The sequence below is a fragment of the Methylomonas sp. BW4-1 genome (assembly GCF_052474385.1).
In genome coordinates this window covers 3,442,831-3,468,491 of record NZ_CP184125.1, presented here as the reverse complement: position 1 = coordinate 3,468,491, position 25,661 = coordinate 3,442,831, and the positions used below count along the sequence as shown (strand labels likewise).

At 50.7% G+C, this 25,661-nt stretch carries 27 protein-coding genes; 22 read left to right on the top strand and 5 right to left on the bottom strand.

All coding sequences use genetic code 11. From position 1 onward, the window contains the following. Nucleotides 1–10: 10 nt before the first annotated feature. The 3 genes from ACH5Y9_RS16075 to ACH5Y9_RS16065 are packed head-to-tail and all read right to left on the bottom strand — an operon-like array spanning nucleotide 11 to nucleotide 2,790. On the bottom strand, nucleotides 11–439 hold the full coding sequence (locus tag ACH5Y9_RS16075; RefSeq protein ID WP_445366805.1) for a TOBE domain-containing protein: 429 nt from the start codon (nucleotides 437–439) through the stop codon (nucleotides 11–13). Between the two features lie 57 nt (nucleotides 440–496). Beyond that, entirely contained in the window at nucleotides 497–1,267 is a 771-nt protein-coding gene (gene modA, locus ACH5Y9_RS16070; protein ID WP_445366804.1) for a molybdate ABC transporter substrate-binding protein, read from the bottom strand. Nucleotides 1,268–1,293: 26 nt separating this feature from the next. Beyond that, the gene (locus tag ACH5Y9_RS16065) at nucleotides 1,294–2,790 is read right to left on the bottom strand and encodes an alginate export family protein (RefSeq protein ID WP_445366803.1); all 1,497 of its coding nucleotides are present in this window, start codon (nucleotides 2,788–2,790) and stop codon (nucleotides 1,294–1,296) included. Between the two features lie 305 nt (nucleotides 2,791–3,095). Here ACH5Y9_RS16065 and ACH5Y9_RS16060 point away from each other — a divergent pair, with 305 nt between their 5' ends. From ACH5Y9_RS16060 to ACH5Y9_RS16045, 4 genes are all read left to right on the top strand, one after another. After that, the gene (locus ACH5Y9_RS16060; protein ID WP_445366802.1) at nucleotides 3,096–3,848 is read left to right on the top strand and encodes a TOBE domain-containing protein; all 753 of its coding nucleotides are present in this window, start codon (nucleotides 3,096–3,098) and stop codon (nucleotides 3,846–3,848) included. A gap of 254 nt (nucleotides 3,849–4,102) precedes the next feature. Beyond that, entirely contained in the window at nucleotides 4,103–4,678 is a 576-nt protein-coding gene (locus ACH5Y9_RS16055; protein ID WP_101051838.1) for a hypothetical protein, read from the top strand. A 35-nt stretch (nucleotides 4,679–4,713) separates the two neighbouring features. Further along, entirely contained in the window at nucleotides 4,714–5,022 is a 309-nt protein-coding gene (locus tag ACH5Y9_RS16050; RefSeq protein WP_033157021.1) for a rhodanese-like domain-containing protein, read from the top strand. Between the two features lie 10 nt (nucleotides 5,023–5,032). Further along, nucleotides 5,033–5,740 (top strand): dinitrogenase iron-molybdenum cofactor biosynthesis protein, encoded by a 708-nt coding sequence (locus ACH5Y9_RS16045; RefSeq protein WP_033157020.1) that lies wholly within the window; start codon nucleotides 5,033–5,035, stop codon nucleotides 5,738–5,740. Between the two features lie 89 nt (nucleotides 5,741–5,829). On the opposite strand, the gene ACH5Y9_RS16040 is transcribed toward ACH5Y9_RS16045, so the two are convergent. Next, on the bottom strand, nucleotides 5,830–6,477 hold the full coding sequence (locus ACH5Y9_RS16040; RefSeq protein ID WP_445366801.1) for a DUF2959 domain-containing protein: 648 nt from the start codon (nucleotides 6,475–6,477) through the stop codon (nucleotides 5,830–5,832). 375 nt (nucleotides 6,478–6,852) lie between these two features. On the opposite strand from ACH5Y9_RS16040, the gene ACH5Y9_RS16035 reads away from it, so the two are divergent. Continuing rightward, nucleotides 6,853–7,014 (top strand): hypothetical protein, encoded by a 162-nt coding sequence (locus ACH5Y9_RS16035; RefSeq protein WP_165385922.1) that lies wholly within the window; start codon nucleotides 6,853–6,855, stop codon nucleotides 7,012–7,014. Between the two features lie 230 nt (nucleotides 7,015–7,244). Here the strand turns inward: ACH5Y9_RS16035 and ACH5Y9_RS16030 are convergent, their stop codons facing one another. Further along, on the bottom strand, nucleotides 7,245–8,555 hold the full coding sequence (locus ACH5Y9_RS16030; protein ID WP_445366800.1) for a replication-associated recombination protein A: 1,311 nt from the start codon (nucleotides 8,553–8,555) through the stop codon (nucleotides 7,245–7,247). Nucleotides 8,556–8,643: 88 nt separating this feature from the next. Between ACH5Y9_RS16030 and accA the strand changes: the two genes are divergently transcribed. From accA to ACH5Y9_RS15945, 17 genes are all read left to right on the top strand, one after another. After that, nucleotides 8,644–9,618 carry an acetyl-CoA carboxylase carboxyl transferase subunit alpha gene (accA, locus tag ACH5Y9_RS16025; protein ID WP_033158825.1) on the top strand — a complete coding sequence of 325 codons (975 nt, stop codon included), beginning with the start codon at nucleotides 8,644–8,646 and terminating at the stop codon, nucleotides 9,616–9,618. A gap of 66 nt (nucleotides 9,619–9,684) precedes the next feature. Next, nucleotides 9,685–11,016, top strand: a complete 1,332-nt coding sequence (gene tilS, locus ACH5Y9_RS16020; protein WP_445366799.1) for a tRNA lysidine(34) synthetase TilS — start codon at nucleotides 9,685–9,687, stop codon at nucleotides 11,014–11,016. Nucleotides 11,017–11,044: 28 nt separating this feature from the next. Then, nucleotides 11,045–11,239, top strand: coding sequence for a hypothetical protein (locus tag ACH5Y9_RS16015; RefSeq protein WP_101051834.1), 195 nt, complete (start codon nucleotides 11,045–11,047; stop codon nucleotides 11,237–11,239). A gap of 2 nt (nucleotides 11,240–11,241) precedes the next feature. Then, nucleotides 11,242–11,439 (top strand): hypothetical protein, encoded by a 198-nt coding sequence (locus ACH5Y9_RS16010; RefSeq protein ID WP_445366798.1) that lies wholly within the window; start codon nucleotides 11,242–11,244, stop codon nucleotides 11,437–11,439. Nucleotides 11,440–11,452: 13 nt separating this feature from the next. Next, a complete protein-coding gene (locus tag ACH5Y9_RS16005; protein ID WP_101051833.1) occupies nucleotides 11,453–12,925 on the top strand; it encodes a diguanylate cyclase domain-containing protein in 1,473 nt (490 codons plus the stop codon). Nucleotides 12,926–13,053: 128 nt separating this feature from the next. Then, nucleotides 13,054–14,691, top strand: a complete 1,638-nt coding sequence (locus ACH5Y9_RS16000; RefSeq protein ID WP_033158830.1) for a CTP synthase — start codon at nucleotides 13,054–13,056, stop codon at nucleotides 14,689–14,691. 12 nt (nucleotides 14,692–14,703) lie between these two features. Further along, entirely contained in the window at nucleotides 14,704–15,537 is an 834-nt protein-coding gene (gene kdsA, locus ACH5Y9_RS15995; protein WP_205453532.1) for a 3-deoxy-8-phosphooctulonate synthase, read from the top strand. Nucleotides 15,538–15,546: 9 nt separating this feature from the next. After that, nucleotides 15,547–16,830, top strand: a complete 1,284-nt coding sequence (eno, locus tag ACH5Y9_RS15990) for a phosphopyruvate hydratase (protein ID WP_445366797.1) — start codon at nucleotides 15,547–15,549, stop codon at nucleotides 16,828–16,830. A gap of 102 nt (nucleotides 16,831–16,932) precedes the next feature. Next, nucleotides 16,933–17,202 carry a septum formation initiator family protein gene (locus ACH5Y9_RS15985; protein ID WP_101051831.1) on the top strand — a complete coding sequence of 90 codons (270 nt, stop codon included), beginning with the start codon at nucleotides 16,933–16,935 and terminating at the stop codon, nucleotides 17,200–17,202. A 3-nt stretch (nucleotides 17,203–17,205) separates the two neighbouring features. Then, on the top strand, nucleotides 17,206–17,901 hold the full coding sequence (gene ispD / locus ACH5Y9_RS15980) for a 2-C-methyl-D-erythritol 4-phosphate cytidylyltransferase (RefSeq protein ID WP_445366796.1): 696 nt from the start codon (nucleotides 17,206–17,208) through the stop codon (nucleotides 17,899–17,901). Further along, nucleotides 17,898–18,371 (top strand): 2-C-methyl-D-erythritol 2,4-cyclodiphosphate synthase, encoded by a 474-nt coding sequence (gene ispF, locus ACH5Y9_RS15975; RefSeq protein WP_445366795.1) that lies wholly within the window; start codon nucleotides 17,898–17,900, stop codon nucleotides 18,369–18,371. The genes ispD and ispF overlap by 4 nt, the downstream gene beginning before the upstream one ends. A gap of 141 nt (nucleotides 18,372–18,512) precedes the next feature. Then, entirely contained in the window at nucleotides 18,513–18,800 is a 288-nt protein-coding gene (locus ACH5Y9_RS15970; protein WP_101051828.1) for a hypothetical protein, read from the top strand. A gap of 206 nt (nucleotides 18,801–19,006) precedes the next feature. Continuing rightward, the gene (gene truD, locus ACH5Y9_RS15965; protein WP_445366794.1) at nucleotides 19,007–20,044 is read left to right on the top strand and encodes a tRNA pseudouridine(13) synthase TruD; all 1,038 of its coding nucleotides are present in this window, start codon (nucleotides 19,007–19,009) and stop codon (nucleotides 20,042–20,044) included. A gap of 111 nt (nucleotides 20,045–20,155) precedes the next feature. Next, entirely contained in the window at nucleotides 20,156–22,306 is a 2,151-nt protein-coding gene (locus ACH5Y9_RS15960) for a type I secretion system permease/ATPase (protein ID WP_445366793.1), read from the top strand. A gap of 1 nt (nucleotide 22,307) precedes the next feature. Beyond that, the gene (locus ACH5Y9_RS15955) at nucleotides 22,308–23,666 is read left to right on the top strand and encodes an HlyD family type I secretion periplasmic adaptor subunit (RefSeq protein ID WP_445366792.1); all 1,359 of its coding nucleotides are present in this window, start codon (nucleotides 22,308–22,310) and stop codon (nucleotides 23,664–23,666) included. A 21-nt stretch (nucleotides 23,667–23,687) separates the two neighbouring features. Next, on the top strand, nucleotides 23,688–24,335 hold the full coding sequence (locus tag ACH5Y9_RS15950) for a response regulator transcription factor (RefSeq protein ID WP_165786264.1): 648 nt from the start codon (nucleotides 23,688–23,690) through the stop codon (nucleotides 24,333–24,335). 32 nt (nucleotides 24,336–24,367) lie between these two features. Next, on the top strand, nucleotides 24,368–25,660 hold the full coding sequence (locus ACH5Y9_RS15945; protein ID WP_445366791.1) for a TolC family outer membrane protein: 1,293 nt from the start codon (nucleotides 24,368–24,370) through the stop codon (nucleotides 25,658–25,660). The last annotated feature ends 1 nt before the right edge of the window (nucleotide 25,661 follow it).

Genomic DNA, 25,661 nt, shown 5'->3' with positions numbered 1-25,661 from the left:
GCGCATTTTATTAGCCTTGCACGCCAAGAATCACGGCGCCGGCCTTGAATATTGCCGTGGCCGTTTGGCCTTTACGCAGTCCCAGGGTTTCCACGCTATCGTTGGTGACGGTAGCCGCGATTTTGTCGCCGCCGGGCAGGGCAATATCCACTTCGGTGTTGACCGCGCCGGGCTTGACGTCAGTTATCGTGCCTTCCAGCTGGTTGCGCGCCGAAATCCGGTAACTGCCGAAATCGGTGACGACGATCACTTGCGGCGCTTTGACCAACGCGATGACTTTCTTGCCGGTTTCGATGGCCAAGTTTTCAACGGATTCTTTGGTGATCGAGGCGACGATGGTTTCGCCGCCTTTTAAGCCAACATGTACCTCAGCGTTGACGGCACCGATGATGACTTGATTAACGGTGCCGGAAAATTGGTTACGTGCGCTGGTTTTCATAGTAATTCCTCGTGAAGTGTGGGGGGAGTCCGTCTCATAACGGTATTGCGTGGAAAATTAATTGACCGCCGGTAAGGCATAGCCGTATTTCTCGATGATCGCTGATGCCGGCGGTGATTTTAGAAAAGCCAGCAAAGCCTGAGCTGCCGGATTCTCGGCGCCGGTTTTCAGCAGCACCGCATCTTGCAGAATGGGAGTATGCCGATTTTTCGGGACGATCCAGCCGGAGCCCGAACCGATTTTGCCGTTTTCGATCACTTGCGATAAAGCCACAAAGCCCAGCTCGGCGTTGCCGGTACTGATGAATTGATGAGTTTGGGCGATGTTTTCGCCTTGCACGAATAAGGGTTGCAGTTTTTCCAATAAACCTTGGCTTTTCAGGACTTCCACTGCGGCCGCCCCATAGGGCGCCAGTTTCGGATCAGCCAGAGCCAGATGTTTGAAGTCACCTTTGCTGAGAATTTGGCCTTGTTCGTCCACATAATTAGGGTTGCTGGACCACAGTACCAACTTACCAATGGCATAAGTAAAGCGGGTGCCGGCCACCGCCAAACCTGATTGCTCCAGTTTCAGCGGGCTTTTGTCATCAGCCGATAGAAACACCTCAAACGGCGCGCCGTTCTCAAATTGGGCGACGAATTTACCGGACGATCCGAAGGAAAGCTTGGCACTGTGGCCGCTGGCTTTTTCAAACGCCTCGGCGATCTCGGTCATGGGTTTGGTAAAGTTGGCCGCCACCGCGACTAAAGCCGTTTCGGCTTGCGCTATTGTGCTTAGCGCGGCCAGCGATAGGGTCAGAATAATTCGGTTTAAAGCGATAAACGACATGCTATTTCTCCTTAATGATAAAGCGTTTAAAACCGTAATTGGCTCTGCACGTAAACATAATCGACGTCGTCTTTAACAGTCGGTGCCGACGGTGCTTTTTTGGCGAATTCGCCCTTGAACAGATGTGCCCAGCCGGTTTCGAAATTCAGGCTGCTGTTGAAATCCCAACGCGCAGTCAATTCCAATTGTTGGCCGATAAAATCGCCGCTACGGCCGCTGCTATCTTGCAAACCGGCCGCCGTCCAACTGTCTCTGGCCGATGCCAGCCAATAGAAACGGTGACTCAGTCCAAGCTGCACATCGCTGCGCGGCGCGGCGGCGATTCTGTAACCAGGCGTGCTGATATTGCTGCGGGCGAATGCGCCATACATACCCGTCGCGCCGAACTCGAAGCGCCGTGCGCCGTACAAGGTGTCGAAGCGTTGGTCTTGATTGTCGTTTGGGTTTTCGTCACCGCTGGCATAGTCGTATTCCAACGCAAAACGCGGTGACCAAGGGGCATCGAAGGTATAGCCGAAATCGGCATGTTGGTACCAGGCCGCGTGCTCCAAATCGCGGCCATTGCTGGCGGCAGTACTGGAACGGACGGTGCCTAGCTGGCCGATTGTTTCGGTTTGAAAGTCGAAATTGGCCTTCTTGGGTTTCAGGAAAAATCGCACACCGGGTGTGAAATAGCGGCGATTGCGGGTGGGGTTGCGGATGCTGTCGCCTTCGTCGAGATGATATAGATAAACTTCGCTGTTGACGCCCCAGGCCAAGTTGTACAGTTCCAAAAAGCCGCCGGAAAACCAGGTGTGGGTGTCTTCTTCGTCGAACTCGTGGACCTCGTTGAGAATATCAGCTGAAGCGGTCGGGTAGCGGTTGACCGGCATCGTTACAAAGCCGGTAAATTGCCATTGATCGTAATTCAGCAGCCGGAGTTTTACGCCGGTAAAACTGTTGATGTCGTTGCGCATCGCATTGCGGGCAATTAAGCGGCGACTGCCCAAGTTCAGCGTTTGCCGCCCCGCCACAATTTCAGCGCCGATGCCGCTGTAAAAAATGTTTTGATCTGCCCAGGCTAGGTAACCTTGAATAAAGTCCGCTGCATCTGCGTGGGTGTTATTCACGCCGGAACCACTATCGGCGCCTAAGGCGCGGGCATCGAGAAATTCCGCACCTATCCTGAATTTAGCGATGTGCGCTTGTAGCCATAGCGCAGTTTGCAAGGCGATTTGCTGATCTCCGCCCCGGCCGTTGGCCTTGAAGTTGCCGTCCATCGTTTCGTAACGGGTGCGTTGCTCTACAGACGCATCCAGCCATTTTGGCAGATTTAGCGCATCGTGCAGATTCCAGACCGGCTTTTCGAATTTATCGTTGCCCAGCAGGGCGTCCTGCATCTGACTGGAAAATGCGGCCATGGGCGGCTTGCTGTAGGTTTTATTTTCCGCCGCTTCACTTACGTCAATATAGAGGCTGTTCGTTGTGATCGCACTCATTGCCGTGAGAAAACAGACTTTGCGATAACGGTTTTTGGGGGCCATGGTTTACCTATTAAGCGGGTTAAATGCCTTGGGTTTATGATAATGTCCTGGCTTTTGTATGACTTTGCTATGGTGTTCATCACGGCCAAGGAATGTTGGCAGTCTACTTTTCGTTATGTACAAAAGTAAATAACGAAAAACAAAAATAACTTATTTCAATGTGGGAAATAGTGTTTGTTGCCAATCCGTTTTGTTCAAATCAGATAAATAATTGAATAATGTCTACACCAGAGAAAAATCCAAAGGCGCTAGAACTCCCTTGGCTTGAAGGTGAATTGCGTCTAGCCGGCGTTTTGGATCGGCGCATGATCAGCTTGCTACGGGCAATAGAGCAAAGCGGATCTATCAATCAAGCCGCCAAACAGGCTGGATTAAGCTACAAAGGTGCGTGGCAGATGATAGAGCGTGCAAATAATCTGGCTCCGAAGGTTTTAGTAGCCACCGCGACGGGCGGCAGCAAGGGAGGCGGTACCAAGCTAACGGCGGCGGGTTTGTCCTTGCTCAAGCTATTTGCCCGCCTAGAGGATCAGCATCGCGCCCTTTTGCAGCAGCTCAATCAAAGCTTGATCGACGATCCGGATGTCATGCTTTTGTTGAAACGTCAGGTGATTAAAACCAGTGCCGGAAACCAGCTGTTCGGAACGATTGCCAAGATCCATTCTGGCGCAGTAAACGTCGAAGTATTTGTGTCATTGAAGGGGGGAGAGCAAGTTGTTGCCAGTGTGCCGTTGGCAACATGTGTAAATTTGCAATTGAAGGTAGGCGGCGACGCCGTGTTATTGGTCAATGCGCCGGATATTTTGGTGTTGGGTGATGATGATCTTGGGTTTCATGGATTGTCGGCGCGGAATCGTCTGGCTGGTCGTGTGATTCGCATCCATTTTGATGGTGTGGATTCTGAAGTGATTATCCAATTACCCAGTGGCGAAACCATTGCCGCTACTATCACCCAGATTAGCGCTGAGGCTCTTACACTCAAACCGGGCGCCAATGCGACAGCCGTGTTTAAGAGTAATGCTGTGATCTTGGCTGCATTGGTGCCTACCGGCGACTGTTAGCTAGGCCGATAAAGATATTCGTTATAAATCCTACAAATCTTAAATAATCATCATTCGATAATTGTCGCGTTTGCGACATTGTCGGGTCGCTTCGCCGCCAAACTGCCGGTTTCCGCGAATGATTCCCATCAGAAAACCAAGCAAAAACCGTCTCAACCATGGGTTTGGTGTGGTTTTAGTCGTCCTGGCAAGTGTTTTGCTTGCATGCTGTTAACGACTTTTCATTCATTACCTTTCATTGGGGATTTAAGCAGATGCTACTTGAAAAATACGACAGCCAAGGGCTTTTATGGATCACTACCTTAGTTGGCAAAACCAGCAAAGCCGGCATTTCGGCGTTTCGCGGCGACTTGGTGTTGGTCGAAGGCGAGTTGCGTGAAGGGTCGACGAATATTCGTGACCGGAAAACCCCGGAGCTGGTGATCAATCAATCAGCGATATTAGCCGACAGCGACAAAATTCTGTTTATCAACGGCTTGTTTTTCCAATTGGAGGATCTGCCGGTATTCGTTGAAAAATATAAGGATGCCTTGACGCCTGAAACCGTCACGCTGTTTTACGTGCAAAACATCGCCAAACCAACGCAAATCGTTTTAGACGGCGTTGTCTTCAATTTATTGCCGCATCAGGAAGGCATGGTTTGGAATTTGATGCTGGAAGAGCTTTATATCGAAAAATCCGATCTGAAAGGCCAATCCGGCGAAGACAAGGTCATCACTGCATATGAGGCAGCCAAGGGCTATAAAATCAAAGCCGAGTCGATCAGTTTGGAGACAGCTTTATCGCAAACTATTGAGGTTAAGAAAGATTTAGCCGTTGGGCCGGTTTAAGTTGGGTTCCGCGGACCTTTTTTGGGGAATGCGCCATGAAAAATTTTAAAACTATTTCCGCTGTCGATTCCGAAAAGCTGATCGCTGAACAGCAACCGATGATATTGGATTGCCGTGATCTCAAGGATTATCGGGCCGGGCATATCGACAATGCCATGCATGTCCACGAGCAATTGCGCGATTCGCTGTTAAAAAAAGCCGACAAGGCCAAACCTTTGCTGATTTATTGCTATTACGGCCATGCCAGCGAGCATTTGGCGGAAATGTTCGGCGATTTTGGTTTTCAACAGGTCTACAGCATGGCCGGCGGCTATGCCGACTGGAAAGAACAGCACAAACTTTAAGGGTGACGCTATGGAACAATTATCACGAGATCTGGCTTTGCGTATTGCACTGGCTTCGCGGATTTTGCCGGGAGTAGATGTACCGAAGTTGATCGGTGTGTTGCACGAAAAAGTCGGCTCGCCGTTGGATGACGAAAAACTGAAATCGATTACCGTTACCAATCTGAAGACCGGCATCGGAAGTCTGGATGGCGAGGAAGACGGCGAAGATATTGGCATCGGTCTGGAAAACATCAAGCTGGCGGTCCGGTATTTGTGGGGCGAGGAAGACGAAGATGAGGGGCTGCCGGAAATCATGCCTTATAAAGAGGGTGATATTCCGGAGTCGATCCGGGTGGCGATTGCCTCCAATAGCGGGCAGCTATTGAACGGTCATTTTGGTTCCTGCATCCGGTTTTTGGTCTACCAATTGTCCCGATCTGATATGCGCTTGATCGATATTCGCTCGACAGTGGAAGCCGACAGCGCCGACGACAGAAATCTGTTCCGGGCCAATATGATCAAGGATTGCCACGTATTGTTTGTGCAATCCATTGGTGGGCCGGCGGCCGCCAAGGTGATCCGTGCCGATATTTATCCGATCAAGGAACCCGATGTGATCGATGCGGTGGAGAAACTCACCGAGTTTCAGAAAGTGTTTGACGCTGCGCCGCCTTGGATGGCGAAGGCTCTCGGTAAAAGTGCCGAGGAGCGGAAGCGTTTCGCTCATCAGGAATAAGGTTCTGAAATTGTGCGTCTTACCCTTTCCGTGGAGAGGGTAAGTTTTGTTCCGCTTAGCTTTGGCCGTAATAATTTAATCGCGCAGCGTTATTGCTTTTCCATCGTTTTGATAAACGCATCCGCCTCGTTAATCGACTTTTCCATTTCCACTACCAAAGCCGATACATCCGATTTAACCGAGTCCAGCTGACCTTTTAGCGAAGCAATGGCCTGGGCATTCAGATTGTGTTTCAGATACAGCACCTGATCGCGAAATACGCTGAGTACCGGCTCGATTTTGGTTTCGGCTTTGCGCATTGCCGCTAGCAATTGTTGATAGTGCGCTTTGGTGGCCGTCAACTTTTGCTGGCTGTTCCGTCTTAGTGAAACATTGCTGTATTGGGTTAGTTCGGTTTCCCATTCGCTGAATAGTGCGTTGGAGACGTCCTCTATATCAGCGATGCGCTTGTTCACTTCCGTCGCTTTCTTGACGCTGGCCTCATATTCACCGTTCAGTTTGTTGTAGGTGGCTTCCAAATCGCCGCCTTTGAAATTGGTCATCACGGTGAATTGTTCGAGCGCTGACTTAAATTGTTGCTTGGTTTCCTCTTGAGTATCCCGGGCTTTTTCCACGCGATGCACCATCACTTCGCGTTTGGGTATGCCGATTTTCTCCAGGCCGCTGTAATAGGCGCTGGAGCAGGCGGCTAAGCCAAACATCAACAAAAACAACATAAATCGTGAACTGAGTTTCATAAAAGCTCCGTGGGTTGGTGGATGCATTATAAGCCCGTGTTCGTGTACTTCAACTTCGGGTGCTTACCGGGTTCTGACGCAGCTAGACTGAGTGTGGACGTTCGATTGTGAATATATTCACATATTCGACTTGGTGTTTTAAAACGCAATAAACATCAATAAGCAAACTCCAGATTTAATCAGGGTTACAGTAGATATGGATATTGTTGAAAGTAAAATAATGCGATAGCTATTCAAAATTTATCGATTGCCGGTGGCGGATGATTCGATTTTAGGTTTTACTTAAGCCACGTTTTCGAACAGGGCATTGAAGATTTGGGATGATTTAAAAACTATTAAATTTTTAATTATTATTTTTTATATTAGGTGGCGCAAATGAACGAATTAAAAAAAGATGTATTTATCGGTTCTGTATCATTTTTAGGTATTGTCGCTTTTGTTTCCGGGCAATTTATATTGTCAACAATGATGTTTGGGGTGGCGGCATTATGGAGTACGATTCTATTAAATAATCGTGTGCAAGCAGTTAAGAATTGAAAGTTTTTCACTATAGTCAGAGACTTGCAAGCGATATTTTTCATTATTCGCTTGTGTTCATACTCCCGTAGTCTCATGGGTCTACGGGAGTTTTTTTTGCCTAGATGATATTAGTGGTAAGAGTTAGAAAGTGCCGCTGTCGATAATATGAAAGTTGTCATAGTTTTTATGATCTATTCCGCATTGGCCAATTTTAGCTACGCCGGTAGATTACGTGCGCGTTTGAATTTTTATAACTTCCTTAAAAAGCCCAGTTTCTCTTTTATTTTTATCTCCAAACCGCGCTCCACCGGAAAATAATATTGCCGGGTTTTTAACGCTTCCGGAAAATAGTTTTCGCCTGCGGCATAAGCATTTTTCTCGTCATGGGCGTAACGATAGTCCGCGCCATGTCCCAATTCCTTCATTAATTTGGTTGGCGCGTTGCGCAAATGGATGGGGACTTCCAGCGAACCGCTATTGCGGGCGTCCGCCATCGCGGCTTTATAGGCCACGTACACTGCGTTGCTTTTGGGAGCGCAGGCCAGATAAACGATGGCTTGCGCCAGCGACAGTTCGCCTTCCGGACTGCCTAGTCGTTCGTATGCATTTGCGGCGTTCAACGCTAATTCCAGGCCGCGCGGGTCGGCATTACCTATGTCTTCGGATGCCATGCGAATCACTCGGCGGGCGATATACAAAGGATCGCAACCACCGTCCAGCATTCTGGCAAACCAATAAAGAGCGGCGTCCGGATCGGTGCCGCGTACCGATTTGTGTAAGGCCGAAATCTGGTCGTAGAAAATATCGCCGCCTTTGTCGAAGCGATTGGCGTGGCCTAGTAGCACTTCGTCCAGCACTTCACGATTGACGGTTTCCCGGCCGTCGAGGTTTTCCGCCAGGTCGGCGGCGATTTGCAAGATGTTCAGACAGCGGCGGGCGTCGCCATCGGCGGCTTTAGCGATCATGGTCAATATATCGTCTTCGATCCGCAAATTGCGGTCACCCAGTCCGCGTACTTTGTCGGTCAATGCGTTGTGCAACAAGGCTTGCAGATCTTCGGTTTCGATACTGCGCATCACGTAAACCCGCAAGCGCGACAACAAGGCGTTATTCAATTCGAACGAAGGATTTTCGGTGGTGGCACCGAATAAAATAATCGCGCCGCTTTCGATGGGGGCCAGCAAAGAATCCTGCTGGCTTTTGGAAAAACGGTGAATCTCGTCGATAAATACCACGGTATTCAGATTGCGACTTTGTTTGACGTCTTCCGCCTCGGCCACTGCTGCCCGGATTTCTTTCACGCCGGCCATGACTGCCGACAATTCGATGAAATGGCAGTGTGCGCTAGCGGCAATGATTTTGGCTAAAGTGGTTTTGCCGACGCCGGGCGGCCCCCAAAAGACCAGCGAGTGAGGGGCGCCTTGTTCAATTGCCACGCGCAGCGATTTGCCCTTGCCCAACAGGTGCTGCTGGCCGATGAAATCGTCCAGCGTAGTCGGTCGCATTCTGGCCGCAAGCGGCGCATAGGCGGTATTGTCAAAGGCGGTAGCATTCTTCATTTGCGGGGACTCGGTAAAACAAATAGGCAATGGCGGCATTTTTCATTAGAATTGCCGACCATTTTATTGATTCTAATGCCGGATTGACATGGATTTAAAATTCTTAGATTTCGAACAGCCGATTGCCGAACTACAGGCCAAAATAGAAGAGCTGCGTAAGGTCGAACTCGACAACAATTTTGACATTTCCGAAACCTTGAAGCAGCTTGAGCAGAAATGCGAGAGTTTGACGGAAAGCATTTTTGCGGATTTGTCGGACTGGCAAATCTCGCAATTGTCCAGACATCCGGGCCGGCCTTATACGCTGGATTATATCGATTTGATTTTCACCGAATTTCACGAGCTGCACGGTGATCGCTCCTACGCAGACGATCCGGCGATAGTCTGCGGCATGGCTCGCCTGGAAGGTCAGCCGGTGGTGGTGATCGGTCATCAAAAAGGCCGCGATACCAAAGAAAAAATTTATCGCAACTTCGGTATGCCGCGTCCGGAAGGGTATCGAAAAGCTTTGCGGGTGATGAAGTTGGCCGAACGCTTCAAACTGCCCATCATCTGTTTAATAGATACCCCAGGCGCCTATCCGGGTATAGGTGCCGAGGAGCGCGGTCAAAGCGAGGCGATCGCCCGCAATCTGTTCGAAATGTCCAAATTGCGGACGCCGATTATTTGCACCGTGATCGGCGAGGGCGGTTCAGGTGGCGCGTTGGCCATCGGCGTGGGCGATAGATTATTGATGCTGGAATACAGCACCTATGCGGTTATATCGCCGGAAGGTTGTGCTTCTATTTTATGGAAAAGTGCCGACAAAGCCCAGTTGGCGGCGGAAGCGATGGGCATTACTTCAGACCGCGTACGCGAACAAGGTTTTCTCGATGAAGTGATTCGCGAACCCGTCGGTGGCGGTCATCGCAATTTCGAAAAAATTGCCGCCAATCTGCAAGAGGCATTGTGCAGACATCTGAACGAACTTCAGCAACAGGCGGATAATATGGACCTGCTGCTGGAAAGACGCTATCAACGGATTATGCGTTTTGGTTCGTACATCGAAGAGCCGGTCAAATAAAGCCGTCAGTTAATTTAGTTGTTCATTAAAAGGCCGAGTGAAATCGGCCTTTTTTGTGAGTAAACCATGCCCGATCTCAATACTCAGGTCATCGCCGCTTTATTACCTGTTACGTGCCGGAAAGTTTTCGTTGCTTATAGCGGCGGCTTGGACTCGACGGTGCTGCTGGATTTATGCGTTGGCTTGCCGTCGCTCGCCGGCAAAATTATTGCCGTTTATGTCGATCACGGCTTGCAAGCGGAGTCGGCGGGATGGGGTGAGCATTGTCGTCGGCAAGCAGAGCGCTTAGGTGTAGATTTTCAATTGTTAACGGTTGATGCGAGGGCCAACAACGGCGAAAGTCCGGAGGCGGCGGCACGAGAGGCCCGTTATCGGGCGCTACGGGAATTATTGGCTGTCGACGATATTATCCTGCTGGCCCAGCACCGCGAGGATCAGATGGAAACCTTGCTGTTGCAATTGTTCCGAGGCGCCGGCGTGTCAGGCTTGGCCGGCATGCCGATTACCAGTGCGTTTGGGAAAGGACAACTGCTGCGGCCGCTATTGAATGTGGCCAAGGTCGAGATACAACGCTATGCACAAACTCAAGGTTTGCAGTGGGTGGAAGATCCCAGTAATCAAAGCAGCGATTTCGACCGCAATTTCCTACGTAACGACATTCTTCCCTTATTAAAGCGGCGCTGGCCGGCACTGGATAAAACGATTGCACGTTCGGCCGGGCATTGCGGCGACGCGGCACGGATGATAGAGGCTTGGGCGGAGCAGGCCTTGCAGGCGGTTGTCGATCCGACCGATGGCAGTTTCAATATCGCCGATTTATCAGCCGTCACAGCGATGCAAATGAATTGCCTTTTACGGCAATGGTTGGGCCGCATCGGGTTGAAACCGCCGAGCCAGGCGGTGTTGCAAGCGCTGGTTGAGCAGTTGATTGGTGGGCGTGCCGATGCGTTGCCGCATATTAATATTCAAGGCCATTCCATCCGAAAATATCGGCAAAAATTGTATTGCATCCCCCTGCAACGTTTACAAAAAGAAACTCAGGCAAAGCCGTGGAACCAAGAGCAGGAGCGGATAACCTTAGGCAATGGCTATGTATTGACCAGAAGCACTGCATCGGCCGGGCTATCTAAAAACTTGTGGAATAATGCGATAGTGACAGTGGAGCCCAGGCGGGGTGGCGAAACCCTTAAAATGCCTGGCCGAGTCGGTCATCATTGTCTAAAAAAACTTTATCAAGAGGCTGGGGTTCCGCCTTGGGAAAGAGAAATTCGGCCTTTGATTTATTTAAATGGTCGCTTGGCTGCGGTAGCAGGTTTATGGGTAGCGGAATGGGCTTGGCTCAGCGCGACGGACGCTTGTTACCAATTGGATTGGCGCGCATTGGAAAGCATGCAATGATAGGCAACGAAAACCGTTAGGAGGTGTCATGTTGATGTTTCCCGAGATACTCCAGGCCATGATCGTGGGTATGATGATCGCGATTCCGGCGATCCTGATCTATAAAAAAGCCGGGCTAAACCCAGCGTGGGCGGCGCTAGTGTTTTTGCCGGTCTTTGGGTTATTGATCGTGTTTTTGCAATTGGCCTTCCAAGAGTGGCCGAACACAAAACAGGAGCGCTAGCCATGGAACTATTTTTTGTGTTGTTACCGGTATTCATGCTGTTTTGCCTGTGGTTGGGCTATCGGATTTTGGAAAAAGCCGGATTCGATGGGCGCTGGGTCCTGGTTTTGTTGGTGCCGGTGCTTAACGTCATCATGATTTGGGTGTTTGCGTTCAGCACTTGGCCTAAGTTACAAAGTGGCGTAGATCAGGGCTTATAAGCGGCCGCCTGACATGACCGAAAAGACCCGCGGCAAGCTTCCGGCGATTTTCATTCCGGTGGTGTTATTCATCGTATTTGATGCGGTGGCGCTGGGGCTTAATTTTTGGATTTCTGCAAAGCTGGAAAAGAGTGCGTTGGCTATTAATTTGTCCGGCCGCCAGCGGATGTTGTCGCAGCGCATGACCAAATCGCTGCTGATGTTGCATGTCGCGCAAACCGACGCGGAAAAGCACAACGCTTTTAGCGAATTTTCCGATGCCGTCGATTTGTTCGATAAAACCTTAAACGGATTTTTGCAAGGCAGCATGACCAGTAGCGGTGATGGCAAACCGGTTTATCTGGCTGCCACCGAAGCCCCCAATACGCAAATGATTACGGTATCGGCGTCCCAGCTTTGGACTTTGATCCACAAACGTTTATTGCCGGTTGAACAAGGTGGTGCAGGGGTTGATGCCGAGGTTTTGCGGCCGGCATTAAATACATTGTTGATGCATAACTCGCAATTGCTGGGGTTGATGAATGAACTTACTACAGCATTGCAGCAGAACGCTACCAAGGAAGTGTTCTACTTGCGTACCTTGCAAGCTAGTCTGTTATTACTGGCGCTGTTGAATTTTGCTCTGGTCTGCAAACGTTTGCTGGCGCAAATCAAGCAATCGCAGGGCAATGTGCAGGCCTTGCGCAATATTATCGATTCCATCGAGACCGGTATCGTTTTGTATGGCCGAGACGAAAGTGTGCTTTCCGTCAATAAGGCCGCCAATCAGTTGTTCGGATATGGCGATCAGGTCTTGATCGGCAAGCCTTTAAAAGAACTGATTATTGCGGACAATGCTCGAATGCTGGGGCTGCGGCGCGACAATTCCACCTTTGTCGCCAAAATCAACACTCAAACCCTGTTCGAGTTTAACGATCAGATTAGTTTGTGCACGATTACCGATGTCAGCGAGCAGGAGCGCAAGGAAAAACAATTAATGCATTTGGCGTTTCATGATCAACTCACCGGTTTGCCGAATCGTGGTTTGTTGATCGAGCGCTTGCGGCAAGACTTGCTGCGCGCCAAGCGCGATTCGACATTTTTGGCAGTACTGTTTTTGGATTTGGATGGTTTCAAGGATGTCAACGATGAAATGGGGCACGATGCCGGCGATGAGTTATTGCAAGCCGTGGCTAGACGTTTTGAACAATGTTGCCGTGAAGTCGATACCGTCGCGCGCTTGGGCGGCGATGAGTTCGTATTCGTGCTAACGTCGCTGCACTCGGTGTTGGCAGCCAAGCAAGTGGCGCTAAATGTGTTGAAAGCGATCAATCAAGCATTTTTAATTCATGGAAAGACTGTCAAAATTGGTGCCAGTATCGGCATTGCCATGTATCCCACCGATCATTTCGAAGCCGAATTGTTGATTAAATGTGCTGACGATGCGATGTATCTGGCAAAGCAACGTGGCAAAAATCAGTTGGTGTTTACTGCCGAATCTCGTTGATGTTTTTCAATAATCGAGATCCCTGCTCAGCTTGCTTTGGCAATTAAAAAGGCAATTGCACCATAAAACTGTTAGAATTTGCCGCTTTTCGACCCCCTTGCTATTGCTTAACAGGGCGCCAAACGTTCATGACAAAATTCATATTCATCACCGGCGGAGTGGTTTCATCCTTGGGAAAAGGGATAGCCGCTTCATCGTTGGCAGCCATCTTGGAAGATCGCGGCCTGAAAGTTACTCTCACCAAACTCGATCCTTACATCAACGTCGATCCCGGCACCATGAGCCCGTTTCAACACGGCGAGGTGTTCGTTACCGAGGATGGTGCGGAAACCGATCTGGATTTAGGCCATTACGAGCGGTTTTTAAAAACCACGATGGCCAAGAAAAACAACTTCACTACCGGCCAAGTCTACGAGCAAGTGCTGCGTAACGAGCGTAAAGGCGAGTATCTTGGGGCGACCGTACAGGTCATTCCGCATATTACCGACGAAATCAAACGCCGCGTTTATGCCAGTGCGGAAGGTACAGATGTGGCGTTGATCGAGGTCGGCGGTACTGTTGGTGACATCGAATCTCTGCCGTTTTTGGAATCCATCCGGCAAATGGGCGTGGAATTGGGCCGAGACCGGGCGGTATTTATCCACCTGACTTTAGTGCCCTACATCAAGTCGGCCGGCGAGATTAAAACCAAGCCGACGCAGCATTCAGTAAAAGAGCTGCGTACTATCGGTATCCAGCCGGATATTTTGATTTGCCGTTCCGAGCAGCCGATTCCGGCCAGTGAGCGTAAAAAAATCGCCTTGTTCACCAATGTCAATGAGAAAGCGGTTATTTCCGCGATTGACGCCGATACCATCTACCGCATTCCTCTGCTGTTGCGCGAACAAGGCCTGGACGACATCGTCGTGGCTCAGTTACGCCTCGACGTGCCGCCGGCTGATTTGTCGGCTTGGGAGAAAGTGGTCGATGGCCTGACTCACCCCACCGATGAAGTCAATATTGCCATTGTCGGTAAATATGTCGATCACACCGATGCCTACAAATCCTTGAATGAGGCTTTGATTCACGCTGGGATCCACACCCGTCACAAGGTGCAAATCACTTATATCGATTCCGAAACCATCGAAGCCGAAGGCACGGCAAAGCTGAAAGATGTCGATGCGATTCTGGTGCCAGGCGGCTTTGGTGAGCGCGGCGTAGAAGGTAAGATTTCTACGGTACGCTTCGCCCGCGAGAACAAGATTCCTTACTTGGGCATTTGTTTGGGCATGCAGTCCGCGGTTATCGAGTTTGCTCGCGATGTGGTCGGTTTGGAAGGCGCGCATAGCACCGAGTTTTTGCCGAATAGCCCGCACCCCATCATCGGCTTGATTACCGAATGGATGGATGAAGCCGGACAGTTGAACGTGCGCGACGAAGACTCCGACATCGGTGGCACCATGCGCTTGGGCGCGCAGAAATGCCGCTTAAAATCCGATTCATTGGCATTCGAGTTGTACCAAAAAGATGTGATTACCGAGCGCCATCGTCACCGTTACGAATTTAACAATCAGTATTTGAAGCAATTGGAAGCCGCAGGCATGCGTTTTTCCGGTAAGTCGCTGGATGGCCGCTTGGTAGAAATTATTGAGCTGCCCGATCATCCCTGGTTTTTGGCCTGCCAATTCCATCCTGAATTCACCTCGACACCGCGTAACGGTCATCCGTTGTTCTCCGGCTTCGTCGAAGCGGCCGCCAAACACAAGAAACACCCTTTAGGGGCATAAACAAGGTTAAACATGCAATTATGTAATTTCGAAGTTGGCCTGGATAAGCCGTTTTTCCTGATCGCCGGTACTTGTGTGATCGAAAGCGAACAAATGACCATGGATACCGCCGGTAAATTGAAAGAAATAGCCGACGAGTTGGCTATTCCGTTTATCTACAAATCCTCGTTCGACAAAGCCAACCGTTCTTCATTGGGCAGTTTTCGCGGTCCGGGCCTGGAAAAAGGTTTGCAGATCCTGGAAAAAGTGAAGCAACAATTAAGCGTGCCAGTATTGACCGACGTGCATGAAGACACGCCACTGGCGGAAGTGGCGGCGGTGGTGGATGTATTGCAAACCCCGGCATTCCTGTGCCGCCAGACCAATTTCATTCAAAGCGTCGCGGCTTTGGGCAAGCCGGTGAATATCAAAAAAGGCCAGTTTTTAGCGCCTTGGGATATGGCCAATGTCGCCGCCAAAGCCAAAGCCACCGGCAATCAGCAAATCATGGTTTGCGAGCGCGGCGTGTCGTTTGGCTATAATAATTTGGTTTCGGACATGCGTTCGCTGGCCGTAATGCGCGACACCGGTTGCCCGGTGGTATTCGATGCCACCCATTCCGTGCAGTTACCGGGCGGGCAGGGCAATGTCTCCGGTGGTCAGCGAGAGCACGTGCCCGTGTTGGCGCGCGCCGCAGTCGCTGTGGGTATCGCCGGGCTGTTCATGGAATCGCATCCCAAACCCGAAGAAGCGTTGAGCGACGGTCCCAATTCCTGGCCCTTGCACCGCATGAAAGAATTATTGGAAATGTTAGTAACGATAGACCGGGCTGTTAAATCCACCAGCCTGATTGAAACCACACTATAGGGCAAAATAATGGCAAGAATAGTAGACGTAAAGGCAAGAGAAGTTCTGGATTCACGCGGTAACCCAACTGTAGAAGCGGAAGTGTATTTGGCATCCGGCATCGTCGGTACTGCGATGGTGCCATCCGGCGCCTCCACCGGCGAACGCGAAGCGATTGAGTTGCGCGACGGTGATAAAGCCCGTTATTTGGGCAAAGGTGTGTTGAAAGCGGTTAACTTCGTCAACACCGAAATCCGTGAAGCTGTGGTGGGTATGGATGCCAACAACCAAGCCGCATTGGACGAAAAAATGATTGCCTTGGACGGCACTCCTAGCAAAAGCCGCATTGGTGCTAACGCCATTTTGGGCGTTTCTATGGCTGCTGCCCGTGCTGCTGCGCAAGAAGCCGGCGTACCCTTGTACAAATTCCTGAACAAATCCGGCGAATTCATTCTGCCTGTACCGATGATGAACATCATCAACGGCGGCTCCCACGCCGATAACAGCGTGGATTTGCAAGAGTTCATGATTCTGCCTGTTGGGGCCCCCACTTTCCGCGAAGCGATCCGTTACGGCGCTGAAGTATTTCATAACCTGGCCAAGGTACTAAAAAGCCGCGGCTTGGCTACCACCGTGGGCGATGAAGGCGGTTTCGCGCCTAACCTGTCTTCTAACGAAGAAGCTATCGAAGTCATCCTGGAAGCGATCGAAAAAGCCGGCTATAAAGCGGGTGAAGACATCTACTTGGGTATGGATGCAGCGGCTTCCGAGTACTTCGAAGACGGCAAATATGTGTTGTCTGCGGAAAATCGCAGCTTTAACTCCACGGAAATGGTCGACTTCCTGGCTGCCTGGGTAGATAAATACCCCATCATTTCGATCGAAGACGGTTTGGATGAAAACGACTGGGACGGCTGGAAATATGAAACTGAAAAATTGGGCGGCAAAATTCAATTGGTCGGCGACGATTTGTTCGTGACCAACCCTGCCATCCTGAAAGAAGGTATCGAGAAAGGCATCGCCAACTCCATTCTGATCAAAGTCAACCAAATTGGTACCTTGACCGAAACCCTGGCGGCCATCGATATGGCTGCTGCTGCGGGTTATAGCGCCGTGGTTTCTCACCGTTCAGGTGAAACCGAAGACACCACCATTGCCGACTTGGTTGTGGCGACCGGCACCGGCCAAATCAAAACCGGTTCATTGAGCCGTTCCGACCGTGTTGCCAAATACAACCGCTTGATGAAAATCGAAGACGAGTTGGGCGAAAAGGCTAAATACGCCGGCCGTAGCGCGTTCAAAATGCTGAAATAAAGAAGCGTAGGTTGGGTTAGGCGCAGCCGTAACCCAACGAATTGCTTTATTGTTGGGTTGCGTTCTTCTAGACGCAACCCATCTTACAGATCGAGAGTAGCCATTAAAACCCTGATCGCCATCATCATCCTGTTAATCGTTCACTTCCAGTATCGGTTGTGGCTAGGTGATGCCAGCGTCTCGCAGATTAGCGATTATCGGGAACGCCTGGAAACCTTGACCAAGGAAGCCCAGGAAAAAAAGGAACGCAACGACTCCTTATATGCCGAGGTACTGGATTTGCGCCGTGGCTTGGAAACCATCGAAGAACGCGCCCGCTACGAGCTGGGCATGATCAAGGAAAACGAAACCTTCTTTCAAGTGCTTGAGTAGAGCATGAATCAAACTCCTAAATGCTGGGCAGTTGTCCCGGCAGCCGGCGTCGGCAAACGCATGCAAGCCGACCGCCCTAAACAATATCTGCCGCTGGCCGGCAAAACCGTCATTGAACATACCTTAGACCGATTATTGCAGTCCGGCGCTTTTCAAGCCGTGGCTGTAGCAATATCCATTGAAGATCCGTATTGGCCGGAGTTGGATGTGTCTAAACATCCGCAGGTGATTACCGCACCTGGCGGGAAAGAGCGGGCCGACTCGGTACTATCGGCGCTGAAGTCTTTGCAAGGCCAGGCCGCCGAAGACGACTGGGTGTTGGTGCATGACGCCGCCCGGCCTTGTCTGACTGCCTCCGATATTCATCTGCAAATCGACACGCTAAAAGACGATGCGGTCGGCGGCATACTGGCGCTGTCTTCACACGACACGCTGAAGCACGTCGACGGCGACTCGATTACTGCAACGATAGATCGCAAACATGTCTGGCGGGCGTTGACCCCACAAATGTTCAAATACGGCATGTTGCGCGACGCCTTGCAGCAAACCGAAGGCAATCCGGCCATTACCGACGAAGCCAGTGCGCTGGAATTGTTGGGGTTCCTGCCGAAAATTGTCGAAGGCCGTCCCGATAACATCAAAATCACCCGGCCGGAAGATCTGGCGCTGGCGCAATTTTATATGGAGCAACAAGCATGATCCGAGTCGGCCAAGGCTACGACGTCCACCGTTTCAACGACGGCGACCACATCATTTTGGGTGGCGTAAAAATTCCCTACGAAAAAGGCCTGGAAGCCCATTCCGACGGCGACGTGGTGCTGCATGCACTAGCTGACGCCATTCTCGGCGCGGCGGCTTTAGGCGACATCGGCAAGCATTTTCCAGACACCGACCCCGAATTCAAGGGCGCTGACAGCCGCGTATTGCTACGCCACGTCTATAAAATCGTTCAGGAAAAAGGCTACAAATTAGTCAACGCCGATGTGACCATCATCGCCCAGGCACCGAAAATGCTGCCGCACGTGCCGGCCATGCGCGCCAACATCGCTGCCGACTTGGCTGTCGATGTCGATTTCATCAACGTCAAAGCCACTACCACCGAGAAACTGGGTTTCGAGGGGCGCAAGGAAGGTATTGCGGTGCAGGTGGTGGTGTTGATTGAGAAATAAAAACCTTATTAGTGGCTGATCTAGCCAGAAGGCACTCACCGCGCACCTTCTGGCTAGTGTCTTCGTTACGGCCTTCGTTCGGTATGCGGTGCGTCCCCTCAGATTTTTGGTGTTGATGCTCTGTAAATTAAGGAGTCGACTATGAGTAGAAATGACGCCATAAGCGAATTTATTGCTTATGGCTTCGAGCACTATGGCGACGGCTTCGGAATTGTGCTTTTTGGTATCACTATCCTTATTAGCTCCGGGATGATTCCTTGGCTAAGCGGCAGGCAAAAAAGGGGAGTTAAAGGGTATTTAGACGCGCAAAATGACTCACGTCCGCCAACTACGGAGGAAGAGTATTATCACTCGCACTACCTTACCTTTAAGGTTGGAATCTTCTTTGTTGTGTTAGGTGTTTTTTTTATACTTTTTCAACCAAGCTAATTTTCTGAACATTTTGGTTTGCTGCGCGATACGCTGAAGCAGGGCAACGAAAATTTTGGTTAGGTCGGCCAGGGGGCGCGTAGCGTTTCCGGATAATTTATTGGTAACAACCCTGATATGTCGGGTGCCGTCTCGGCAACAGCTCCTGTGGCGCTATACCTCCCGCATCCATGCACTCGTATTGCAACAACTTGACCAAATCTCCAATGACAGATTTTAGTTTACCCGAATGGCCTTACGCCTACGGTGGCCCGTCCGGTACCGGCGCCATCAAAACCGAGCCTGAAGATTTCGTCGTCGAAGAAATTCTATCGTTTGAGCCAGAAGGCAGTGGCGAGCATGTATTCCTCCATATCCAAAAAATCGGCGAAAACACCGAATATGTCGCGCGGCAGTTGGCTCGCCATGCCGGTGTCAGACAACACGATGTCAGCTACGCCGGTCTGAAAGATAGACATGGCCGCACCCGGCAATGGTTCAGCGTGTGGCTGCCGGGTAAGGCTGATCCGGATTGGTCAGCTATCGAAACCGACCGGTTGCAGGTTTTGCAAACGGTCCGGCATGCCCGGAAACTTAAGCGCGGCGTATTGGCCGGCAACCGCTTTACTTTGCTGATCCGCAATTGGACAGGCGATCAAGAACTTGCCGAAAAGCAGTTGCAACACATCAAAGCCCAGGGTTTTCCGAATTACTTCGGCCCGCAGCGTTTCGGGCATCATGGCCAAAATATCCAGCGCGCGCTGGCCATGTTTGCTGGTGCCAAGGTCAAGCGGGAACAACGTTCCCTATATTTATCGGCGGCGCGTTCGTATTTGTTCAATTTAATCTTGGCCCGGCGCGTCGAGCAAGCCAATTGGCAGCGTGCGATAAGTGGCGATGTATTCAAGCTAGACGGCAGTAATAGCTGTTTTAGCGGCGATACCAACGACGCCAGTCTGTCGGCTCGCGTCGAACAGGGTGATATTCATCCCACCGGGATCATGTGGGGTCGTGGCGGTAAGACGGCTACGGCTGAGGCCGGTGCGATAGAAAGTGCCGTGATTGCCGCTAACGCATCCGTAGCCGACGGCTTGATTGCGTTTGATCTGGAAGCAGATCGTCGGGCCTTGCGCGCATTGCCGCAAGATATGGCGTGGCAGTGGTTGGATAATCAACTCAAGTTGAGCTTCAATTTGCCCGCCGGTAGCTATGCCACCGCCTTGTTACGGGAAATTATCAGTGATGCACCTGGTGCCGGTGATTGAATTTGCTTTGATAAAATTGCTTTTTAAGTTGTAATGGCAGCGCTTTATAATACTTAAGTACAGTAGCGCGTTTCAGCGTTATAAGAACTATAACTTCTACTCACATCCTCCATGCCTGATAGCGGCCAGATATCCGGACCAGCAGATTCCACGTTTGACGATCCTTTATTGTTGGCTTTGCTGTCGGTCTGCAAGTTGTTGCATATCCCGCAAACCGCTACGGCCTTGGTGGCTGGGCTGCCCTTAGTCGATAATAAATTAACGCCGGCCTTGTTTACGCGAGCCGCTGAACGCGCCGGTTTGACCAGCCGCTTATTGCGCAGGCCCTTGCAGAAAATTTCCAATTTGGTGCTGCCGGCAGTGTTGTTGCTTAAAGATGGCAACGCCTGCGTGTTGCTTGCCAAGAACGCAGAAAACTATACCGTGGTGTTGCCGGAAACCGAGAGCGGCGAAAAGACTGTTAGCTTTGCGGAGCTGCAAGCCAGTTACAGCGGTTCGGCTTTTTTTGTGCAATTACAGCATCGCTTTGACGGCAGAACCGCCGAATCGGCGGTGCCTAAGGTCAAACATTGGTTTTGGGACGTCCTGTATAAATCTTGGCCGATTTATGCGGAAGTGTTGGCGGCCTCGGTATTAATCAATCTGTTTGCTTTGGCGGCGCCGTTATTTTTCATGAATGTGTATGATCGCGTGGTGCCGAATCACGCGCTGGAAACCTTGTGGGTCCTGACGGTAGGTGTGCTGATCGTGTTTGGCTTCGAATTGGCGATGAAGCTGCTGCGAAGTTATTTTATCGATGCGGCCGGTAAGCGCGCCGATATTATCTTATCGGCGAATATCTTTGAAAAACTGATGAATATTCGCATGGAAGCCAGGCCGCCATCGGTGGGTGCATTTGCCAACAACCTGAGCGAATTCGAATCGTTTCGCGAGTTTTTGACCTCGGCAACGCTGGTGACATTGATCGATTTGCCGTTTTTGTTTTTGTTTTTACTGATTATTTATAGCGTCGGCGGCAGTTTGGCTTTGATTCCGTTGGCGATTTTACCGTTGGCCATGTTGATTGGCATCGCCTTGCAGGCGCCGTTGAAAAACACGATCAACGCCATGTTCAAATTCGGCGGTGAGAAAAATGCCACACTGGTGGAAGCGCTGTCCAATCTGGAAACTATCAAAACGGCCGGTGCGGAAGGGCAATTGCAGCGCCGTTGGGAACAGAATGTCGGCGAAATTGCCCGGCTGGGGTTAAAGTCGCGGTTTTACGCCGGCTTAACCGTCAATTTGACTGCTTTTCTACAGCAATTGGCATCGGTACTGGTGGTGGTGGCCGGTGTTTACCAGATTACGGATGGCGATTTGACGACCGGCGGCCTGGTGGCTTGCACAATGTTGACCTCGCGGGCCTTGGCGCCGGTCGGGCAGGTCGCTGCATTATTGACCCGTTACCATCAAGCTGTGACCGCCTTGGGGTCGTTTAACCGCATGATGGCCTTACCGGTGGAACGCGAGAGTGGCAAGGACTATTTGCATAGGCCGGGTTTCAAGGGCGAGATAGAGTTCAAGCACGTCCGTTTCAGCTATCCGCAGCAACCGGTCAAGGCCCTGGACGGCATTACGTTTAAGATCAAGGCTGGTGAGCGTGTGGGGTTTATCGGCCGCATAGGTTCCGGCAAGAGTACGTTGGAAAAATTGATGCTGGGTTTATATCAGGCGCAAGAGGGTTCGATATTGATAGACGGCACCGATATTCGCCAAATCGATCCTTCCGATTTACGCCGGCAAATCGGCTATGTGCCGCAAGATATTGCCTTAATGTTTGGCAGCGTGAAGGACAATATTGTCTTGGGTTCACGCTACGCCGATGACGCTGCGGTGTTAAAAGCGGCGGCGATTGCCGGTGTTGATCAATTCGTCAGTAAACATCCTGCGGGTTTTGATTTGCAAGTGGGCGAACGCGGTGCATCCTTGTCCGGCGGGCAGCGGCAGAGTATTGCGCTGGCTAGAGCTTTGCTGTTGTCGCCATCCATTTTTATTATGGATGAGCCGACCAATGCGATGGACAACAGTAGCGAGGAGGCGTTTAAACAGCGGTTTGCTGCGCAATTGGGCGAACAGACTCTGATACTGGTTACGCACCGCATGTCGTTGCTGAGTTTGGTGGATAGATTGATCGTAATGGACGGCGGGCATATGGTCGCCGACGGTCCCAAGGATCATGTGCTGGAAGCCTTGCGCCAAGGACAGATCAAGGTGGCTATTTGATATGTTGAAAAAAATAGCCGAGTGGCGCGCTGAGCATCGCTATCGAGCCGAAGATCAGGGCTTTTTAAGCGACGTCAACGCCGCCAATCTTTACGAATTACCCTTGCAAAGCCATTTGATCCTGTGGTCCTCGGTGGCATTTGTGGTGGTGGCCTTGGTTTGGGCCGGATTTGCCAGCTTGGACGAAGTCACACGTGGTGACGGCAAGACCATACCGTCCAGTCAGGTCCAGGTGGTGCAGAATCTGGAGGGTGGTATCGTTTCGGAAATATTGGTTCAAGAAGGCCAATTGGTGGACAAGGATCAAGTGTTGCTGCAACTGGATCAAGTCCGTTTTGCTTCCTCGTTTAAGGAAGCCAAGTTAAAGTATTACGAGTTACTGGCGAATACCGCGCGCTTGAATGCCGAAGTCAACGGCACGCCTTTGGCGATTCCTGAGGAGGTTTTGAAAAACGCGCCGCAAATTGCCGAGAATGCCAGGCAATTGCTGGTTTCCAAGCAGAGCGAAATAAGATCGAATAGCGACATTTTCGCTGAGCAGGTACGGCAGAAAGAGCAGGAAATTATTGAAATTCAATCGAAAAGCGACCAGTTGGCGCGTAGCTACAAATTATTGCAAGATGAAGTGAAGATGTCTGAACCGTTGGTGGCTGACGGGGCGATGTCGCAAGTTGAATTATTGCGTTTGCAGCGTGCCGCCAACGATTTGAAGGGCGAGCTGAATTCTGCCAATCTGGCGATGCCGCGGCTACGTTCGTCATTGGACGAAGCGCGCAACAAATTGGCGGAGATCAAGATTCGCTATAAAACCGAAGCCTTGAAAGAGTTGAACGAGGTGAAGGCGGAACTGGATCGTACATCCGAATCTGCCGTTGCTTTAGAAGATAGGGTTAGCCGTACTAGAGTGCTGTCGCCGGTAAAAGGCACGGTAAAACGCATCAAGGTGGCTACGGTGGGCGGTGTTATTCAACCCGGCATGGATTTGCTGGAAATCGTGCCGCTGGAAGATCAGTTGTTGATAGAAGCGAAAATTCGGCCGGCGGACATTGCTTTTCTTCGCCCTGGGCAGAAAGCTGTGGTAAAACTAAGCGCTTATGATTTTTCGATCTACGGCGGCCTGGAGGCCTCTTTGGAACATATCAGCGCCGACAGCATACCCGGCGAAAAGAAAGATGAAGACAGTTACTACTTGATTCGTTTGCGCACCTCTAAAAATTACCTGGAAAAGGGCGGCGAACGTTTGGAAATTATTGCCGGGATGACCGCGGAAGTTGATATTTTGACCGGAAAAAAAACAGTGCTTGATTACCTCTTGAAGCCGATATTGAAAGCCAGGGATAGGGCTTTAAGAGAACGATAACTCATAACAACAATTACATTTGTGGCTAACATACTGATTTATTCCAATAATCCTCAGCTGACGGCGCAGTGGACTCATGCGCTGATCGCGGAATATAACGTTAGTATGCTGCACAGTATCCGCAGTGAATATACCGCCGATGCAGTGATTTTCGATGCAAAAAAACTGGATGACGATGCCAGCTTGTTAACGGTTTTTGCTAACAAAAAGGTCCGGTTTCTGGTGATGGGTTGCGATTGGCCGGAACATAAGCAGATCGAGGTGCTGATTAACGGTGCCGCCGGCTATTGCGAACAATCCGAAGCGTCGGAGCTTTTAACTCGTGCGGTAGCTTGTATTTTGGCGGGCGATATTTGGATTCGTCGGGCTTTGGTGCCCAAGGTCATTGGTGTGTTGACCAGTGCCAGGCGTCCACAACTTGCACCTAATACTGTCGATACCGAACTAAAGCTAAAGCAACTGGCTAGTTTATCCGCGCGCGAAGTGGAAGTGGCGGACATGATACGGCAGGGCGAAAGTAATAAGCGTATTGCTTTTGCGATGAATATTTCCGAGCGTACTGTAAAAGCGCATTTATCGTCGATTTTTAGGAAATTGAATGTCGACGACCGATTGAGATTAGCCCTATTGTTAAAAGAAATCGACCAATATCAGAGAGGAATGTTATGAGAGTCAGCAGGAGTTTGAGTTTAGGAATAGCCATGCATTTGGCCTGTGTATCCAGCAGCCAGGCGTTGAGTTTGCAAGAATCTATTCAGAAAGTATTGGATGAAAATCCCCAAGTCCAAGCTGCCAAATCAGAACGCCGCGCGGTTGAAGAGGAAATCGGCCAAGCCAAGGCCGGCTATTTTCCAACGGTGGATGTCACAGCCGGCATCGGCTGGGAAGAATCGAATAACCCTACCACTCGTGGCCGCGGTGACGGCTCGGTTTTTTATCATAGGGAGGAAGGGGCGATTCTGGCCAGACAAATGTTGTTTGATGGTCTGGCTACTCCGAATGAAGTGGAGAGACAGGAAGCTCGCACCGACTCAAGAGCCTACACCGTATTTGGCCGATCGGAAATAACCGCGCTTGATGGTGTTGAAGCCTATATCAAGGTGTTGCGGCGTCAGGAGTTGTTGAATCTGGCTAAGGAAAATCTGCAACGCCATCAAGGTACCAACGATCAAATCAAACTGCGTAGTGAACGCGGCGTGGGCAAACGGGCCGACGTCGACCAGTCAATGGGCAGGGTAGCCTTGGCGGAAAAGAATGTGTTGTCCGAAATCGGTAATTTGAAAGATGCCGAGACCAGTTTCTTGCGAGTCATAGGTATGCTGCCGGAAGGGATTCAGCCGATTCAGTCCCCTGAAGCCGCATTACCTCATACGCTTGATCAAGCTATAGAGGAAGCGTTGGCCGACCATCCTATTCTGAAATCGGCGAATTCCGATATCGATTCGGCATTTGCCCAACATGCTACGGCTATGGCGCCTTATTTTCCGCGTTTTGATATTGAGACCGGCGTCAGTCATAACTACAATCTGGACGGCATCCGCGGTACCAACTCGGATATGACGGCAATGTTACGCATGCGCTATAACATCTTTAACGGGGGTAAGGACGTAGCCCGCCGCGAACAAACCGCGCAGTTAATCAATCAGGCCAAGGATATTCGCGATAATACGCATAGGCAGGTGATTGAAAGCATGCGTTTGTCGTGGGTGGCTCACCAAACCGTGAAAAGTCAGTTGGAGTTTTTTAAACAGCACGTCGATTCCAGCGAGAAGACCATCAGCGCTTATCAGCAGCAATTCAATATCGGGCAACGGACGTTATTGGACTTGTTGGATACCTTCAACGAGGCCTATATCGCCAAAAGTTCGTATATCAATGCCAAATATGACGAGTTGTTCTCGCAATTTCGGATTTTAGCGAGCAAAGGCCAATTGAATAAGTATTTGGGTACGACCTTGCCCGCTGAGGTTCAGCCCCTAAGCGCCGCCGATTAAG

What these genes read in the sequence shown, in the direction of transcription:
- ACH5Y9_RS16010 (WP_445366798.1), top strand. Translation starts at nt 11,242, where the DNA reads ATGGAACTATTTTTTGTGTTGTTACCGGTATTCATGCTGTTTTGCCTG.
- ACH5Y9_RS16045 (WP_033157020.1), top strand. Translation starts at nt 5,033, where the DNA reads ATGGAACAATTATCACGAGATCTGGCTTTGCGTATTGCACTGGCTTCG.
- ACH5Y9_RS16055 (WP_101051838.1), top strand. Translation starts at nt 4,103, where the DNA reads ATGCTACTTGAAAAATACGACAGCCAAGGGCTTTTATGGATCACTACC.
- ACH5Y9_RS16015 (WP_101051834.1), top strand. Translation starts at nt 11,045, where the DNA reads ATGTTGATGTTTCCCGAGATACTCCAGGCCATGATCGTGGGTATGATG.
- kdsA (WP_205453532.1), top strand. Translation starts at nt 14,704, where the DNA reads ATGCAATTATGTAATTTCGAAGTTGGCCTGGATAAGCCGTTTTTCCTG.
- eno (WP_445366797.1), top strand. Translation starts at nt 15,547, where the DNA reads ATGGCAAGAATAGTAGACGTAAAGGCAAGAGAAGTTCTGGATTCACGC.
- tilS (WP_445366799.1), top strand. Translation starts at nt 9,685, where the DNA reads ATGCCCGATCTCAATACTCAGGTCATCGCCGCTTTATTACCTGTTACG.
- ispF (WP_445366795.1), top strand. Translation starts at nt 17,898, where the DNA reads ATGATCCGAGTCGGCCAAGGCTACGACGTCCACCGTTTCAACGACGGC.
- ACH5Y9_RS16060 (WP_445366802.1), top strand. Translation starts at nt 3,096, where the DNA reads ATGATCAGCTTGCTACGGGCAATAGAGCAAAGCGGATCTATCAATCAA.
- ispD (WP_445366796.1), top strand. Translation starts at nt 17,206, where the DNA reads ATGAATCAAACTCCTAAATGCTGGGCAGTTGTCCCGGCAGCCGGCGTC.
- ACH5Y9_RS16035 (WP_165385922.1), top strand. Translation starts at nt 6,853, where the DNA reads ATGAACGAATTAAAAAAAGATGTATTTATCGGTTCTGTATCATTTTTA.
- modA (WP_445366804.1), bottom strand. Translation starts at nt 1,267, where the DNA reads ATGTCGTTTATCGCTTTAAACCGAATTATTCTGACCCTATCGCTGGCC.
- ACH5Y9_RS15945 (WP_445366791.1), top strand. Translation starts at nt 24,368, where the DNA reads ATGCATTTGGCCTGTGTATCCAGCAGCCAGGCGTTGAGTTTGCAAGAA.
- accA (WP_033158825.1), top strand. Translation starts at nt 8,644, where the DNA reads ATGGATTTAAAATTCTTAGATTTCGAACAGCCGATTGCCGAACTACAG.
- ACH5Y9_RS16050 (WP_033157021.1), top strand. Translation starts at nt 4,714, where the DNA reads ATGAAAAATTTTAAAACTATTTCCGCTGTCGATTCCGAAAAGCTGATC.
- ACH5Y9_RS16000 (WP_033158830.1), top strand. Translation starts at nt 13,054, where the DNA reads ATGACAAAATTCATATTCATCACCGGCGGAGTGGTTTCATCCTTGGGA.
- ACH5Y9_RS15955 (WP_445366792.1), top strand. Translation starts at nt 22,308, where the DNA reads ATGTTGAAAAAAATAGCCGAGTGGCGCGCTGAGCATCGCTATCGAGCC.
- truD (WP_445366794.1), top strand. Translation starts at nt 19,007, where the DNA reads ATGACAGATTTTAGTTTACCCGAATGGCCTTACGCCTACGGTGGCCCG.
- ACH5Y9_RS16030 (WP_445366800.1), bottom strand. Translation starts at nt 8,555, where the DNA reads ATGAAGAATGCTACCGCCTTTGACAATACCGCCTATGCGCCGCTTGCG.
- ACH5Y9_RS16005 (WP_101051833.1), top strand. Translation starts at nt 11,453, where the DNA reads ATGACCGAAAAGACCCGCGGCAAGCTTCCGGCGATTTTCATTCCGGTG.
- ACH5Y9_RS16075 (WP_445366805.1), bottom strand. Translation starts at nt 439, where the DNA reads ATGAAAACCAGCGCACGTAACCAATTTTCCGGCACCGTTAATCAAGTC.
- ACH5Y9_RS16065 (WP_445366803.1), bottom strand. Translation starts at nt 2,790, where the DNA reads ATGGCCCCCAAAAACCGTTATCGCAAAGTCTGTTTTCTCACGGCAATG.
- ACH5Y9_RS15960 (WP_445366793.1), top strand. Translation starts at nt 20,156, where the DNA reads ATGCCTGATAGCGGCCAGATATCCGGACCAGCAGATTCCACGTTTGAC.
- ACH5Y9_RS16040 (WP_445366801.1), bottom strand. Translation starts at nt 6,477, where the DNA reads ATGAAACTCAGTTCACGATTTATGTTGTTTTTGTTGATGTTTGGCTTA.
- ACH5Y9_RS15970 (WP_101051828.1), top strand. Translation starts at nt 18,513, where the DNA reads ATGAGTAGAAATGACGCCATAAGCGAATTTATTGCTTATGGCTTCGAG.